Source organism: Paenibacillus paludis (assembly GCF_042610515.1).
GTDB lineage: Bacteria > Bacillota > Bacilli > Paenibacillales > Paenibacillaceae > Paenibacillus_AQ.
On sequence record NZ_JBGJZP010000022.1, the window covers coordinates 37,218 to 52,876 of the forward strand.

At 52.6% G+C, this 15,659-nt stretch carries 12 protein-coding genes; 10 read left to right on the forward strand and 2 right to left on the reverse strand.

The genetic code is table 11. The annotated features are described in order from the left end of the window. Positions 1 to 118 precede the first annotated feature (118 nt). The 5 genes from ftsE to ACAN56_RS29205 all read left to right on the forward strand — a co-directional run bounded on the left by ftsE (position 119) and on the right by ACAN56_RS29205 (position 6,099). Positions 119 to 805 carry a cell division ATP-binding protein FtsE gene (gene ftsE, locus ACAN56_RS29185; RefSeq protein WP_038600957.1) on the forward strand — a complete coding sequence of 229 codons (687 nt, stop codon included), beginning with the start codon at positions 119 to 121 and terminating at the stop codon, positions 803 to 805. After that, complete coding sequence (gene ftsX, locus ACAN56_RS29190) at positions 795 to 1,709, forward strand: permease-like cell division protein FtsX (protein WP_038597280.1); 915 nt, start codon at positions 795 to 797, stop codon at positions 1,707 to 1,709. Before ftsE ends, ftsX begins: the two co-directional genes overlap by 11 nt. A gap of 68 nt (positions 1,710 to 1,777) precedes the next feature. Continuing rightward, entirely contained in the window at positions 1,778 to 3,088 is a 1,311-nt protein-coding gene (locus tag ACAN56_RS29195; RefSeq protein WP_379147261.1) for a murein hydrolase activator EnvC family protein, read from the forward strand. Positions 3,089 to 3,207: 119 nt separating this feature from the next. Next, positions 3,208 to 4,677 carry a S41 family peptidase gene (locus tag ACAN56_RS29200; protein WP_038597275.1) on the forward strand — a complete coding sequence of 490 codons (1,470 nt, stop codon included), beginning with the start codon at positions 3,208 to 3,210 and terminating at the stop codon, positions 4,675 to 4,677. A gap of 111 nt (positions 4,678 to 4,788) precedes the next feature. Next, positions 4,789 to 6,099, forward strand: a complete 1,311-nt coding sequence (locus tag ACAN56_RS29205; protein WP_038600954.1) for a PDZ domain-containing protein — start codon at positions 4,789 to 4,791, stop codon at positions 6,097 to 6,099. A 210-nt stretch (positions 6,100 to 6,309) separates the two neighbouring features. On the opposite strand, the gene ACAN56_RS29210 is transcribed toward ACAN56_RS29205, so the two are convergent. Both ACAN56_RS29210 and ACAN56_RS29215 read right to left on the reverse strand, forming a co-directional pair. Continuing rightward, positions 6,310 to 6,966, reverse strand: a complete 657-nt coding sequence (locus ACAN56_RS29210; RefSeq protein WP_038597272.1) for a response regulator transcription factor — start codon at positions 6,964 to 6,966, stop codon at positions 6,310 to 6,312. Positions 6,967 to 7,030: 64 nt separating this feature from the next. Then, positions 7,031 to 8,185 (reverse strand): sensor histidine kinase, encoded by a 1,155-nt coding sequence (locus ACAN56_RS29215; RefSeq protein ID WP_379147264.1) that lies wholly within the window; start codon positions 8,183 to 8,185, stop codon positions 7,031 to 7,033. Positions 8,186 to 8,379: 194 nt separating this feature from the next. On the opposite strand from ACAN56_RS29215, the gene ACAN56_RS29220 reads away from it, so the two are divergent. From ACAN56_RS29220 to ACAN56_RS29240, 5 genes are all read left to right on the forward strand, one after another. Next, entirely contained in the window at positions 8,380 to 9,315 is a 936-nt protein-coding gene (locus ACAN56_RS29220) for an ABC transporter ATP-binding protein (RefSeq protein ID WP_038597267.1), read from the forward strand. Between the two features lie 17 nt (positions 9,316 to 9,332). Further along, positions 9,333 to 10,496, forward strand: coding sequence for an ABC transporter permease (locus ACAN56_RS29225; RefSeq protein ID WP_038597264.1), 1,164 nt, complete (start codon positions 9,333 to 9,335; stop codon positions 10,494 to 10,496). Beyond that, entirely contained in the window at positions 10,489 to 11,652 is a 1,164-nt protein-coding gene (locus tag ACAN56_RS29230) for an ABC transporter permease (protein WP_379147267.1), read from the forward strand. The genes ACAN56_RS29225 and ACAN56_RS29230 overlap by 8 nt, the downstream gene beginning before the upstream one ends. Positions 11,653 to 11,951: 299 nt before the next feature. After that, the gene (locus tag ACAN56_RS29235) at positions 11,952 to 12,275 is read left to right on the forward strand and encodes an L-rhamnose mutarotase (protein WP_076109601.1); all 324 of its coding nucleotides are present in this window, start codon (positions 11,952 to 11,954) and stop codon (positions 12,273 to 12,275) included. A gap of 360 nt (positions 12,276 to 12,635) precedes the next feature. Further along, positions 12,636 to 15,641 carry an efflux RND transporter permease subunit gene (locus ACAN56_RS29240; protein WP_379147270.1) on the forward strand — a complete coding sequence of 1,002 codons (3,006 nt, stop codon included), beginning with the start codon at positions 12,636 to 12,638 and terminating at the stop codon, positions 15,639 to 15,641. Positions 15,642 to 15,659: the final 18 nt, after the last annotated feature.

Below are 15,659 nucleotides of genomic sequence, written 5' to 3' on the forward strand. Positions count from 1 at the left end.
GTTACGGATTTGTTACAATAGATACGCCTGCGATAATAATGCAGTTTATGGAAGCTCCCGCTGTTTACTGTCGAAAGGCAGGGGCCGGAGCAATATGTCAGAATCGGGAAGTGATAAGATGATCGAAATGCAGGATGTATGGAAGACCTACCCGAACGGAACCCATGCCCTCCAAGGTGTATCCGTTAAGATCGATCGCAATGAATTCGTTTATATCGTCGGACCGTCCGGCGCAGGGAAATCAACGTTCATGAAATTAATTTATAGAGAAGAAACTCCGACCAAAGGACAGATATCTGTAGGCGGGTTTAATATAGGTAAGCTTAAGCCGCGCAAGATCCCTTATGTCCGCCGTAATATCGGCGTTGTGTTTCAGGATTTTCGCCTGCTGCCCAGGCTGACAGCTTACGAGAATGTCGCTTTTGCTATGGAGGTTATTGAAGCACCGAAGAAGATCATTAAGAAACGCGTCAATGAAGTACTCGACCTGGTAGGTCTCCGCAGCAAAGCGGGCCGTGAGCCCTCGCAGCTGTCAGGCGGGGAGCAGCAGCGGATCGCGATTGCCCGGGCCATCGTCAACAATCCTTCTGTTATTATTGCGGACGAGCCTACCGGCAATCTGGATCCCGAGACCTCATGGGGAATTATGCAGCTTCTTGACGAGATTAATTTTCGCGGCACGACCATTGTAATGGCTACCCACAACAGAGATATTGTCAACAAAATGCGCAAGCGGGTGCTGGCTATAGAGAACGGTAACATTGTTCGAGACCAGGTGAGAGGGGAATACGGTTATGAGTTTTAAGACCTTCTTGCGGCATGTGCGGGAAGGCTTCAAAAACGTATTCCGCAACGGTTGGATGTCGGTGGCTTCCATCACGTCCATTGTCGTCTCTCTCTTCGTCCTAGGCGTATTTATATTGCTAGTGCTTAATGTTAATTCCGTCGCAGACAAGGCGGACAGCCAGGTGCAGATCAATGTGCATTTAGCGCTGAATACGGATCAGAAGATGCGTGAAACGGTGGAGAACGAAATCGGCAGCATGCCGGAAGTCAGCAAGGTTGAGTTCGTCTCCAAGGAGCAGGGGCTAAAGGAATTCCGCGAAGATATGGGCCCGGATGCCGCCGAGCTTTTGGAAGGTTTTGATGTAGACAATAATCCGCTGCCGGACAAGCTGCTGGTGGAAGTTATCGAACCCAAAACCGTTCCTTTTGTCTCCGGAAAGATTGAAGCACTCAACAAGACCCACAAAGAGCAGCCAATCTTTAAAGTTAACTATGGCAAAGGATCGGTAGAGACGCTGTTCAAAGTAACGCGTGCTGTGCGTAACATCGGCTTTATTTTTGTAGCAGGGCTTGCGCTGATGTCGATGTTCCTGATCTCCAATACGATCCGGGTGACCATTCTTGCCCGCCGCAAGGAGATTGGCATCATGAAGCTGGTGGGTGCGACGAATTATTTTATCCGCTGGCCGTTCTTTATTGAAGGTGCGCTCATTGGTCTGATCGGATCGCTGGTTACCTCAGGTGCCCTCTACGTCGGTTACACCGGTCTCGTGGCTTCCGTACAGGGAGATCCGATGCTTGGGCTGCAACTTGTTCCCTTTGAGGATATTTGGTTGATGCTCTGCGGGCTGCTGGTTGGCCTGGGAGTGCTGATCGGTGTGTGGGGAAGTACTGTGTCGATACGCAAGTTTTTGAAAGTATAAGTCTTCATTCAATACTACTAAAATTACGAAACGGTAAATATTTGAGAATAAAGGATGGGGAGTGCGAGTTGAAGAAGATTGCCGCCGGATTAGCCGCTGCACTGCTGGTTGTCACTTTAGTAGGACCCTCTGACGGATATGCCAAGAAGACAAGTGTCGCTGAAATTGACAAGCAATTGAAGAAGCTGCAGCAAGAGGTGCAGACGGCCAAGGCTGCACAGGAAAAAGCGGAATCACGCAATCAGGAAGCCCAGCACTATAAGAACAAGACAACGCTCAATCTCCAGAATGTGCTGGAGCAAATAGAACAAGTGAAAGGCGAAATGAAGACCACCTCCGGCAAAATTGCCAGCACCGAAGAGTCGCTTAATGTTACCGCGGCCGAGCTGGATGAAGCAGAAGCGCGTGTAGCTTCCCGGGAGAAATTGCTGGAATCGCGCGTTCGGCTGATGTATACAGATGGGGCGGTATCGTACCTTGATGTACTGCTGTCTTCAAAGAGCTTTGCGGATTTTCTCGACCGGGCCGATTCGCTGAAGATGATTGTGGATCAGGATCAGGATTTGCTGGTGCAGCACAAAGTGGACAAGCAGACCGTTATTGTGAAGAAGCAGGAGCTTGAAGGGCAATATGCCCAGGCCAAGCAGTTGTACACGAATCTGGAATCCCAGCGCAGCGTGCTTAAGGAAAGAGAAGCGCAGAGACAGGAACTTATTGCTTATTATGACAAGGAAATACAAGACACGGATGATATCAGTGAAGAGCAGAACGCCAAGCTAGTGCAGCTTGCCAGTGAACGTTCCGCTTTACAAGTGCAGAAGGATAAGATTAAGGCTGAAGAAGCGGCACGCAAGGCAGCAGCAGCGAAAGCGGAGGCGGCCCGCAGAGCGGCGGCAGCGGCGGCTAGAGCGAAGGCTGCGAGCGCTAGCAGCTCCAGTTCCGATTCGAATTCCAGTTCGAGTTCTTCGGAATATGTTGGAGGCAGTGGTCCTTTCCTGATGCCGGTAGGCCAGGCACGTATTTCTTCTCCTTTTGGTCCGCGTACCCATCCGGTGACAGGAGAGGTTGGTAAAGTGCATACCGGTGTGGATTTTGCAGTTCCGCAGGGGACGAGCATCCATGCAGCGGACTCCGGCACCGTTATTATTGCAGAATGGTGGAGCGGTTACGGAAACTGCGTAATTATTGACCACGGCGGCGGTGTCTGGACATTGTATGGACATATCCGCGAAGGCGGCATTAAGGTGAGAGAAGGCGAACAGGTAGAACGAGGCCAAGTAATTGCTGAATCGGGATCGACAGGCCGTTCAACGGGGCCCCATCTGCATTTTGAAGTCCGGATTGATCAAAAAGCGGTTAATCCAATGCCTTATCTCTAATTTTTAGCACTAATAAATATAAATTCGTTATACGGCATATACTGGGAGAGATACCGTTCTTTCCTGGACGGACTAATGTGGGTTTTACGAGATGGACAAGAAGGGACGGTGGGAACGTTATGTTAAAGAAAAGCACAGCGGCCTTTATGATCGTCGCCGCCTTGCTGTGCGGCAGCCTGCTGACCTTAGGCGTAACCGGATATGTGCAAGTATTTGGACAAGCCGCAGGCGAAGGCCTGGCGGCGTCGGTGCGGCCGACCGGTGGCCTGGAGGACAAGGAGTCACAGAAGCTTGGAACCGCTCTGAGTTTGATTGAGGGCAATTATTACGAGACTGTGGACCGGGAAAAGCTGATAGATGGTGCGGTCAACGGTATGATGGAAGCCCTGGGCGACCCTTATTCCAACTATATGGGCAAGGAAACGGCAGAGAAGTTTGAGGAGAGTATCGAAGGCTCCTTCTCGGGAATCGGTGCGGAGGTTTCCTCGGACAACGGCAAGGTAGTGGTGGTGTCCCCGATTAAGGGCTCACCTGCCGAAAAAGCCGGAATTCAGGCCAAGGATGTTATCCTGTCGGTGAACGGGGAATCGCTGGAGGGGTTGGAGCTGAATGCGGCTGTAGCCAAGATACGCGGCCCGAAAGGCAGCGAAGCCACGCTTCAAATCCAGCGGGCAGGTTCTGCAGTGCCGCTGAAATTTGTAATTACCCGTGCTGACGTGAAGCTGGAGACTGTGTATGCGACCATGGAGAAGAACGGGGTGGGTGTTATCGAAGTGACCCAGTTCTCCATGAATACCGCTGAACGCTTCAAGACAGAGCTGGCTAATCTGGAGAAGCAGGGCATGAAGGGACTTGTCCTTGATGTCCGCAACGATCCCGGGGGTGTACTGCAAAGAGTCATTGAGATGGCAGAGCAGTTCGTACCGTCCGGCAAAACGATTGTCCAGGTTGAAAATAAGGACAAAACGCGCGAGGTCAGTACCTCAAAGGGCTCAAGCAAGAAATACCCGGTAGTCGTACTGATGAACAAAGGCAGCGCAAGCGCATCAGAGATTCTTGCCGGGGCATTGCAGCAATCGGCCGGGGCCAAGCTGATCGGTGAGAATTCATTCGGCAAGGGCACGGTGCAGACCAGTTTTGAAAAGGAACTTGGCGATGGCAGTCTGCTCAAGATTACCATTGCCAAGTGGCTGACGCCGGATGGCACCTGGATTCACGGCAAGGGAATTAAGCCGGATATTGCGGTCGCCCAGCCTGATTACTTCTCGGTGGCACCTATTAACAAAAGTGTGACACTGCAATACAACATGAACAGTTCCGATGTGAAAAGCGCACAGACGATGCTGGAGGGTCTGGGCTACAAGCCGGGCCGCAAGGATGGATATTTTGATGCAGGCACGAAGGAAGCAGTCAAGAAATTCCAAAGCACGGCGAAGCTGAAAGCGACGGGTGTCATTGACGCCAAGACAGCAGAAGCCATGGAGCTGGCGCTGATCAAGGTTATTCAGGACCCGGTCAATGATAACCAGCGGAACAAGGCAATCGAAGAGATTCAGAAGGAAATTAAGGCAACAGCGTCGAAAAAGTAAGAAGGCTGAATTCAGCCTTCTTTTTTTCTATGACGGGTAGACGATAGTGGATTACACTGCAATAGGAGTCAAGCCAGGGAGATAAGGAGTGTGACGAACGCATTGAATGTGATGACGGAACTGCTTACAAGCTGGGGGAATGCGGTCATACATCTGCTTCTTCAGCCTTATTACTATATCGCACTTATATTTATAGCACTGTATTACCGCAGGCAGGTTGCACTGGAGCGGAAGCTGATTCATGTGAAGCAGCATAGCTGGGGGAAGGAAACATGGCGGACGATCTGGAGCGGGCTGGTCATGGGGCTGCTTGTCTCGCTAGCCGCGATCGCGCTGGGCATTTCACTGCCCGGGGCTGCGGTAGCTCTCATCTGGGTGGTCAGTCTGGTATTGATGTTGTTTCGTGTGCGGTTTTTATGTTTCGCTTATTCCATAGGCTTGCTGGGAGTTGCGCAATTTGTGCTCTCCTTCTTCCCGGATAGCCTGCAGAGCGGAGGCGTAAGCACCTTCGCCACGGCGCTGCGGGATATGGATATCCCCGCGCTGCTGGTGTTGGCCGCGTTGCTTCATCTCGCGGAGGCGCTGTTGGCGCGCTGGCAGGGCGCGCGCCTGGCAACCCCGCTCTTCCTGGCAGGGAAGCGCGGCAAGGTCGTCGGCGGCTATCAGCTGCAAGCCTTCTGGCCGCTGCCGTTGTTCCTGCTGATTCCCTCAGGTACGGGAATCGGCGACCTGCCCTGGCAGCCGCTGCTGGGCGGCGGCCTTGGGCTGGTCTCGCTGCCGGTGATCATCGGCTTCAGCGAGATGACCCAGAGCATGCTGCCCGGGCGCAAGGCGGCCCGCACGGCAGGACGGCTGCTGTTATACAGCATCGTCCTGCTGGGCATCAGCCTGCTTGCGGCCTGGTGGAGCCCGCTGACCGTGCTCGCGGCGCTCGCCGCTGTTCTGCTGCACGAAGGCTTAAGCTGGTACAGCGCTCTGGAGGAGCGCAGTACCAGTCCCATCTTCGTGCATCCCCCGGCCGGCCGCAAGGTGCTTGCCGTGCTGCCGGACAGCCCCGCGCAGGAGATGGGCATCCTGCCGGGCGAGATTCTGCTGAAGGTCAACGGGGTCCTGTTGACCGAAGCGGCGCAGCTGCATGAAGCGCTGCGCATGAACCCGGCGTTCTGCAAGCTGGAGGTAAAGAACCGGGAAGGCGAGAGCAAATATCTGCAGAGGGCGATATATGACGGCGACCATCACCAGCTCGGGATGATTTTGGTGCCGGAGCCGGATGAATTGCGTACTGCGGAGGCCAAACCTTCCAGCATCTTCGGCATCATCGGGATGAAGACCGGAACCCGTCGCCGCAGCCTTCCGGCAGATGGACTCGAGCGGACCAAACCTGCCGGAACTGAACCTAAACAGGAAAACGCCGGAGGCTGATCCTGCGGCAGTATTCGCAAGTGGTTGCATCCACACCATCAACTAAACCAATAAAAGGCCTGCATTCCCGCGTAACTGCGGGAGGCAGGCCTTTTTCTAACTGAGTGAATCTATGTATTCCAATCCATAGAGAAACCAGGAGCGCCTCTTTGTCCGCGAACTACTTCTCCGTTCCACAACCGTTCTCTGTAACGTACTCCCGGCTGGACATCACTTCTCCTGCTGGTTTTTCAAATAGAATATCGCAATCTGTGTCCGGTCGCGCAGTCCGAGCTTACTGAGAATATCGGTAATGTAGTTTTTTACGGTACCTTCACTTAAGAACAGCTTGGCGGCAATTTCTTTATTGGTAAGACCTTCGGCAATGGAAGCGACGACGGCCAGCTCTGCTTTGGTTAGGCCGAAGGATTCCAGCGGCCGGCCCTGTGCGGACACTGAACGTGAGGCGGGCTGCAGAAATCCGGCCATTTTGCGGGCGATGTCGGGATGGATCAGCATGTTGCCTTCATGCACCGTCTTAATGCCCTGGATGATGCGGTCCGGCGGGATGTTCTTGAGCAGATAGCCGCTGGCGCCGTTACGGAGTGCCTCAATGATATATTCATCATCATCAAAGGTGGTCAGCATGAGCACGGAGATATTGGGATATGTCTCTTTGACGAGACGGGTGCCCTCCACGCCAGAGCAATTCGGCATTCGGATATCCATTAGTACCACATCTGTTTGCGGCAGCGACTGCAGCAAGGCTAATGCTTCATTGCCATCACCTGCTGCGCCAACAACCGCAATGTCGGGGTCCAGTCCTACCAGCACTTTGAGGCTTTCGCGGATAAAAGAGTCATCGTCAACAATTACTACATTAATCATAGCGGGCAAACTCCTTATCTCTAATTTATGATCACTTGCTGCACCTACGGTTCTTCATGCAACGTTACCTAATCTCCGCCTGCCTATAAACCGGCAGACGGGTAATTGTGGTGAATTGCGGCTCCGTACGCAGCTCCAGTGTTCCGCCGATCAGGTTTGTCCGCTCGGTCATGCCATTCAGGCCCATGCCGCCGCTGCCCTGCATTCTTCGCAGCTGGTCGCCTTCGGGCCGTTTGCCGTTGTTGCCAACCTCCATCACAACCTCTTGCTCACTATAGGACAGTGTGATCCATACTGCCGCTGCTTTTCCGTGCCTTAGGGCGTTCGTGATGGCCTCTTGGGCATTTCTATAAAGTACGACCTGGGTACTTGGGTACAGCGGATAAGGGTACCCATGAATGGAATACGTGGTTTCAATACCCGTATCCCGCCCGATTTCTTCCAGCAGGCGGTCCAGGGCATAAGCCCCTTCAAGCTGTGGCGCATAATTAATCCGTCTTACGGCAGCGCGCATATCGTCCATGCTGGCCGCGAGCTGATCGCGAATCTGGCCCATCATCTTCATTCCGGATTCAGGTGCGGCCGGCAAGGTATGAATGGCAGCTTCAACCATCATTTTGACCCGGATCAGCCTATGGCCGATATCATCATGAAGCTGGCGGGAAATCCGTACCCGTTCCTCCGATTGTGCGGCATTCTCTACCTGAGAGGTGAACTGCAGCAGCCGGCTACGGGCTTCTTCCAGCTCAAAATGCTTGCGGCGCAGCTCATCATAGAGAAACTGCGTTTCCTCGCGGCCGCGGCCGGTCCGCAGCAGCAGCACATTGAGAAAAACGGCCAGCAGGAAGGTAAGATTCATCACTCCCCATTCGACAGGTGTTGATTGACTGAAGGCGATATTCAGGACAGCCAAATGAACGTAGGTGAACACGACGGATACCGCCTTTGACTGTTGCCGTGAATAATGCAGCAGCGCCGAGATGGCCGGGAAAATCATCAGCGTACCGTACTGGCGGCATAGCCAGGCCGTGAAGAGCAGTTCTATGCAGGCCAGCAGCGGCAGTGATTTCGGCAGCCGGTACTCAAGCGTCACCACAAGCAGCAGCAGCAGGAAATGCAGGGTGAATAATTCATAGTCGGCATAGTCGTAGACGTATATAGTGATCGCAGCAGGGAGCAGAATGAGGCCGTAACGCAAAGAGTTCAGTTCTCTAATCAATAGAAGTCATCCTTTTTTTCAATGGAATGCCCGAATCTATCATGCTATTTGTTCTTATGTTTATCTTAGCATATTCCCCGGCCATTTCAGGAGATGACTTTAGTCACCCCAGAAGATGACCTTTCGTACCTTCGGTGATGTTGTTGGCGCGTTACAATAAGAGCATAGAGATTGAGGAACAGGGGGATGAAGAGATGACACTTGCGGTACTCAGTAATGTAGTGAAACGGTACGACCAGAAATTAACAGTAGATCATGTGAATTTGAGCATCGAGGAAGGCGAAATTTTCGGTTTGCTCGGCCCAAACGGCGCCGGGAAAAGCACAACTATCAGTATGATTTGCGGCTTGCTGAAGCCTGACGGCGGCGAGATTATCATCGACGGGCTGTCAGTGGCAGCAGCTCCGCTAGAGGTGAAAAAAAGAATCGGTCTGGTTCCGCAGGAACTGGCTTTGTATGAAACGATGACGGCTGAGGAAAATGTGAGATTTTTTGGTAAGCTGTATGGCCTGCGCGGCAAGCTGCTGAAGGAACGGGTGGAAGAGGCGCTGGAATTCACCGGACTAAGCGACCGGACGAAGGATAAACCGGCCACCTTCTCCGGGGGAATGAAACGGCGGCTGAACATTGCCTGCGCGATCATGCACCGCCCGAAGCTGATCATTATGGATGAGCCTACGGTAGGCATTGATCCCCAATCGCGCAATCATATCCTCGAGTCGGTCAAGACGCTGAACAAGCTGGGGTCGACCATCATTTACACCAGCCATTACATGGAGGAAGTCGAAGCAATTTGCGACCGTGTAGCAATTATGGATAAAGGTCATGTTATTGCCTGCGGCACAGAGAAAGAACTGCGGGAGAAGGTTGCCCATGAAGAGAAAATAGTCATCAAGGCTGTCAATATCTCGGCTGCCCTGATTAAAGAGCTTAGTCTTCACCCGCGGATTAACCGCGTCAAGGAAGTGGAGCAGTCGGTGGAGCTGTATCTTCCATCCTCACAGAGCGAGCTGCAGGACATTTTGTTTATCTTTTCCAAGCATGAGGGGATTATTGTCTCCCTGCATATCGAAGAGCCGAATCTCGAGACGCTGTTTCTGAGCCTGACCGGACGGACCTTGCGCGATTAAAGGAGGGGGAACCTGAAATGAATATTTTGATAATTGCGGTGTACGAACTGCGCAGGCTGACCCGTTCACGGTGGGTGCTGATGATTTTGTTCCTGCTGCCGCTGGTGCTGATCTTTCTGCTTGGCGCGTCGCTCTCCGGGGTAGTGGGAGACAAAGAGGCTGAAACTATCGACCCGGTGAAGGTAGCTGTAGTGAATGCTGGTGGGACAGGAAGTTCCAAGATGATCAAGACTTTTCTGGATTCAGCCGAAATCAAGGATTATATTATTCCCCATGAGGCCACAACCAGGCAGGAAGCAGAGAGCGGGCTGCGGTCCGGCATCTACGGCTATGCGGTGATTGTGCCGAAAGAATTTGACAGTGGAGTACAGAGCGGGGGAAAGGCTGAACTGGAGTTCATTCTTGGTAAAGACCGGATGGATAACACCGTTGCTGGAACAGCCTTTGACAATTTTCTCAGCATCATGAATTACAAGCAGGCCGCAGCTATGACACTAGGACCGGAAGCTGTTGCCGCCGCAGCTGATTCTCATCAAGAAGGGACAGCCGTAAAACTTGGGGATTTGAGTAATGGAGGAAGAACTTACACAGCCTCGCAATTTTATGCCGCATCAATGCTGCTGATGTTTCTGCTGTATAGCGGCCTTACGGTGACTCATTCGCTGTTCAGCGAGAAGGACAATCACACGCTTTATAGAATCAACTCCATGCCGGTTAAAGGCTCGGATTTGTTTATAGGAAAAATGCTGGGCATTGCGATTATCACCATGCTTCAATGTGCGGCCATCATTCTGTTGTCTCAATGGCTGTTCGGTGTGTATTGGGGCAATCGTCCGGGTCTGCTGGCGCTGTTCTGCCTGCTGATGATCCTCGCTTCCCTGACCATTTCTGTAATTGCGTGCATGTTCAGCAAAAAAGAGACGGAAGCCACGAGTATCATCAATGTCATTACAGTAGGCATGACCTTTCTGAGCGGCGGCATGGTTCCGCTTCCTGATTCCTGGGTGAACAGTATTGGTGCGTTTACGCTTAATCATTGGACGCTGCAAGCCGTAATCCGAATGATGCTGCATTCAGATTTAGAGCAGATTCTGCCGAATTTATGGATGATGCTGCTGATCTGCCTGATTCTATTCAGTGCGGCAATTCTCTCATACCGGAAGGTGGGGTACCATGAATAACATATTTACGATTGGCCGGAATATGGTCAAGCGAACGATAGGTTCCCACAAAGGGCTGCTGCTGCATATCCTGTTGCCCTCTTTAGTGGTAGCCGGTATTGTCTCCGTTACCGGCGGCATGGAAGATAGCGCGGCGGTTCTGCTGTATACCAACAAGGATACCGGAGCAGCCGGGAATCATCTGATTGTTGAACTGGAGAATAGCGGGGATTACAAGCTTGTTGAGCGCAGCGATGAGGCTGATTTGAAGGAAGGTGTCACCTCGCAGGACGGTGCGGCCGGATTGTGGATTCCGGAGGGCTTTACCTCGGGAATTCTGCAGGGGAAAGCGGCGCAGCTCACCGTATATGAGCTGAAGACGACAGAGGATTCTATGCTAATCAAGATGAAAACCGATGCTATCGCTGTAGAAATGCTGTCAACCGCAGCTACGGTGAGAAAGGCTTCTGCAACCGGGAGTATGGATTCGGAGGAGAGATTCGCCGCGATTCTGAAGCAGGCGGAAGAGCATAATGTAGGCAGTATCCGAACCGACTATAATCTGTACCCCCGGCAGACACTGGGTGTTATTACAGGTATGACACTGATGTTTCTGATGAGCCTCGTGACCAGCAGCGTGTCGCTGATTATGGCGGACCGCAGGGGGCGGACGATGATGCGGATGTTCAGCGCACCGGTACGATCCTATGAAATTGCGCTCGGCAATTTCCTCGGCAGCTTTATGGTAGGGCTGATCCAGATCGCTGCTGTGCTTGCACTGGGCAAGTGGGTGCTCCGTTACGACTATGAGGTGCCGATGTATTTGTATTTCCTGGTCCTCGCTGCATTCATGCTCGTATCCATGGGAATTGCCGGTACTGTGGCGGGGCTGATCCGCAACCCGAACAATACCGGGATGCTGAATACGCTGATCCTTACACCGTCCTGCATGCTGGGCGGCTGCTTCTGGCCGCTGTCCATCATGCCGGATTACATGCAGAAGGCGGCCAACTTCATGCCGCAGAAATGGGCAATTCAAGCGGTGGACATCGCCGCAGCCGGTGGAGGCTGGGATGAGCTGTGGCTGCCCTTTGCCATTCTGGGCCTGATGGCTGTTATTCTGCTGGCCATCGGCTCCGCGATTCTTCGCCCTAATGAAGCGGGGATCAACGCGTAGGAAGAATGAACTGTAACACAAAGCCTTTATTTCTCACAGCAGCAGAAGAGGGACTGCTGCTGGCGGGGGATAAAGGCTTTTCGTTCTAAAGAATCCTTTGATTACCCAATATTCCCCATAAAAAAAGTTGCTAAAGTTATGTTGGAAGCGGTATCATTAAATCTTGCGAAGCAAGTTTTATCCGAAGTGGGCTCAATGAAGTAATGCTAACAAAACTTAAGTGTATGCTTTCGATGTGAGTTTTGTACGAAGTGGGCTCAATGAAGTAATGCTAACAAAACTTTTAGGAGGTCGGGAAGATGAGCAGCAACAAGTTGGCTTGGACCTGGAAGGTGAAGGAAGAGTACCTGGAGGAATACGTGCAGATGCACCTGAACCCTTGGCCGGAAATTCTTGAGGAGCACAGCAAAGCGGGAATCAGCAATTATTCGATCTTCCAGAACGGCAATCAGTTCTTCTACTGCTTTGAATGTGATGACAAAGAGGCGGCTTTTGCCTACATTGCCCAGAGCGATGCCTGCAACCGGTGGAACGCCATTACCTCTAAAATGGTTGAGGGCTCCTTTGATTTTAACGAAGAAACACCGATGGAACCGCTCCGCGAGGTATTTTATTTGAAATAGTACGGTTGCTCATATAAACATTTTCTTGATCAACCGAATATATGTTTGAATTTGAAGAGGCCTGTCCATATAGGCTTCTTTTTGTTTTTTTATGGAAAGATTGTACTGGCGGTTTGAGGCAGAGCGAGTGGATTATTTTAGGTTTATATTGTGTTGCTTCGGCCGGGCTTTGGCTTATCTGGAGGGGTTCAATCCCGGGAATGGGATCACCTCCGCCTCGGGACTGAGCGCGAAACCCTTCGTTGGGCGGTTTTGACTTCGGCCAAAAGCTACTACACTAAAGCAGGAAAGCAATGCTTGATACATAAGGGATCAGTCTTAAAGAGAGCAATCAATAATGGAGTGGAAGGGGAAAAAAGAATGACATGGTTAACGAAATGGTCGTTTGGCAATAAGGGGGCGGTAGGTCTTCTAGTTGTTATGGCACTGGTGGTGGGGATAATGAGCTACACCTCGCTGCCGATGGAATTCATGCCGGAGGCCGATAATCCACAGATCACGGTTACAGTGCTTGGACCCGGACAGGATGCGCATTCGATGGAAACCTCGGTTACCAAGCCGATAGAGGCGGCGACCTCTCAGGTGAAAGGCAAGACCGAACAAATGTCTACCTCCGGAGACGGATATGCCAAGGTGGACATATATTTTGACGGCAAGTCTGATATGAAGGAGGCGGCGCAGGAAGTCGAGAAAGCTGTGGGTACGCTGCAGTTTCCCGAAGGTGTGATGGACCCGTTCATCATTCAGCTGAACACCTCAATGATTCCTGTCTCCCAGCTTACGCTGTCGTTCGATGATGGGCTCACCAAGGATAACCTTGAGATTGCCGAGAATACCATCATCCCTGAGCTGCAGAAGATCGAAGGGGTAGCCAGCGTAGCTTTGTATGGCAAGACAGCCCCTCAAGTTAGAGTGAAGCTTGATCCGAAGGCGATGGCCGCAAAAGGGGTAACCACTGCGCAGGTATTGGGGCTGCTTCAGGGGCGCAATGTTTCCGCCTCCATCGGCGAGCAGACGATCGGCGGCCAGACGGGGAATGTGAATGTAATCTCTTCGATAGACAGTATAGATACCTTGAAGCAGCTGCCGGTCGGGGCTGGAGCAAAGCTGCAGGATATTGCCGCTGTTGAGGCCAAGATAGACCAGGAGAGCGTCAGCCGCTCCAATGGTAAAGATGTGCTGTTCGTCGTAATTACCAAGGAAGCGAATGCCAATGCAGTGGATGTCGGCGATAAGGTGCGCAGCGCTGCAGACGATATCAATGACAGAATTAAAAATACCGAGGCCTCCGTCATTTTCAGCACCTCTGATATGGTGGTCACCTCCGTCAACAGCATGATGCGTGAAGTCCTGCTCGGTGCGTTGTTTGCCACAATCGTAATCCTGCTGTTCCTGCGCAACATCCGGGCTACGCTGATCACGGCGATATCCATTCCGCTGTCCCTGGCGGTTACCCTTTACCTGCTTAAGGTATCGGGAATTACCCTGAATATCGTTACCTTGGGCGGGGTTGCCGTTGCTGTCGGACGGCTGGTGGATGACAGCATCGTGGTCATTGAGAACATCTACCGGCGTATGCAGAAGGAACCCTTGTCCCGTGATATGGTGATCAGCGCAACCCGCGAGGTGGCCAGAGCCATAACCAGCTCAACGCTTGCTACGGTGGCGGTATTCCTGCCGATGGGGCTGCTGCGCGGCGGACTGCAAGCTTTCTTGCTTCCGTTCGCCTTGACGGTAACTTACTCCTTGCTGACTTCGCTTGTTGTGGCGCTGACCGTCGTTCCGCTGCTAAGCTCCTGGCTGCTGCGCGGTTCTTCCCTGAAGGAACATGAGCCCGCCGGATGGTTCACCCGTTTTCTCGATTGGAATCTGCAGCGCAAATGGCTCACGCTGAGCCTGGGTCTAGTGCTGTTGGTCGGCTCTATTGGCGCTTATATCGCCATGCCGAAGGCCGCTCTGGATGCTAGCGATGCCAGCAATGTATCCGTTCAACTGGTATATCCGAATGATGTTCCGGTCGCGGAGGTGTTGAAGAATGGCAAGTTGCTGGAGCAGGAGCTGATGAACCAGCCGCAGGCCCAGACGGTCATCATGCAATCCGGGAACAGTGCCGATTCGGCGAAATGGGGCAGTGTTAACTCGCTGACCCAGGTGGATTATACAGTAATGATCAAAGAAGGAACGGATGCTCAGGTATTTTTGGATCAAGTCCGCAGTCTTCAGGCTTCCTATACGGGGGCAACGCTGACCGCAAATGAAGCCAGCATGATGGGCTCAAGCTCCACCAGTGAATATGTCGATATTGTCGGCAATGATGTCGCAGCTATCAATACAATTGCTGAAGAGGTCGCCGCCAAGGTGAAGAATATAGAAGGTGTGCAAAAGGTCAGCAGCAACATGGAGGATACCAAGCCGGTATTTGCCTTCAAGGTGAATCCTGCTGAAGCTAACGCCCAGGAAATCTCCATGCAGCTGGGGGCGATGCTCAATCCGGTTCCGCTGGGACAGATCCAACTGGACGGTTCCCCGGCCGGTGTCATCCTTGAACCTGTCATTCAGGCGGAATCACAGGAAGACCTGAAGAATATGACCATCATGACCGCCGCTGGTCCGCAGCCATTGTCGCAAGTGGCAGCCCTTGAGGTCACGGATCAGCCAGCCATGCTGTACCATAAGGACGGCAAGCCTTATGTGCGGATTACCGCAGAAGTGGATCCGAAGAAGGTATCGGCCATCGGTGCCGATATTAAAAAGCAGACAGACGGCATAACGCTGCCGGACGGCGTAACTCTGTTCGCAGGCGGAGCATCGGCAGACCAGGCCGGGGACTTCGGTGACCTTGGAATGACGGCGCTGATCTCAATCGGCCTAGTGTACCTGATTATGGTGCTCACCTTTAAGACGCTGCGTGCACCACTGGCAATTATGTTCTCGTTGCCGCTTGCAGCCATCGGAGCGATTGTCGCCCTGATCATATCCGGGGTAACGCCCGACTTCACCGCGTTGTTCGGTGCATTGATGCTGATTGGCATCGTGGTCACCAATGCGGTGGTGCTGATCGACCGCATCAAGCAGAATGAAGCGCATATGTCGATCCGCGAGTCCATTCTCGAAGCAACCGGCACACGGATGCGCCCGATTCTAATGACGGCGATTGCCACTGTCTGCGCCATGTTACCGCTGCTCTTCGGACATTCCGAGCAGGGCAGCATTGTCTCGCAGAGTCTGGCCATCGTAGTAATCGGCGGATTAACCGCAGCCACTCTGCTGACGCTGCTGGTCGTGCCGGCCATCTACGAGCTGCTGTACTTCCGCAAATCTGCCAAGGAACGTAAAAAGGCGGCAAAATCTGCGGTTGCAGCATAGGCCGAAAAAGGCAGGGAA

Excerpts from the sequence above, each read along its gene's own strand:
- ftsE (WP_038600957.1), top strand. The coding sequence starts at position 119 with ATGATCGAAATGCAGGATGTATGGAAGACCTACCCGAACGGAACCCAT.
- ftsX (WP_038597280.1), top strand. The coding sequence starts at position 795 with ATGAGTTTTAAGACCTTCTTGCGGCATGTGCGGGAAGGCTTCAAAAAC.
- ACAN56_RS29200 (WP_038597275.1), top strand. The coding sequence starts at position 3,208 with ATGTTAAAGAAAAGCACAGCGGCCTTTATGATCGTCGCCGCCTTGCTG.
- ACAN56_RS29205 (WP_038600954.1), top strand. The coding sequence starts at position 4,789 with ATGACGGAACTGCTTACAAGCTGGGGGAATGCGGTCATACATCTGCTT.
- ACAN56_RS29210 (WP_038597272.1), bottom strand. The coding sequence starts at position 6,966 with ATGATTAATGTAGTAATTGTTGACGATGACTCTTTTATCCGCGAAAGC.
- ACAN56_RS29220 (WP_038597267.1), top strand. The coding sequence starts at position 8,380 with ATGACACTTGCGGTACTCAGTAATGTAGTGAAACGGTACGACCAGAAA.
- ACAN56_RS29225 (WP_038597264.1), top strand. The coding sequence starts at position 9,333 with ATGAATATTTTGATAATTGCGGTGTACGAACTGCGCAGGCTGACCCGT.
- ACAN56_RS29230 (WP_379147267.1), top strand. The coding sequence starts at position 10,489 with ATGAATAACATATTTACGATTGGCCGGAATATGGTCAAGCGAACGATA.
- ACAN56_RS29235 (WP_076109601.1), top strand. The coding sequence starts at position 11,952 with ATGAGCAGCAACAAGTTGGCTTGGACCTGGAAGGTGAAGGAAGAGTAC.
- ACAN56_RS29240 (WP_379147270.1), top strand. The coding sequence starts at position 12,636 with ATGACATGGTTAACGAAATGGTCGTTTGGCAATAAGGGGGCGGTAGGT.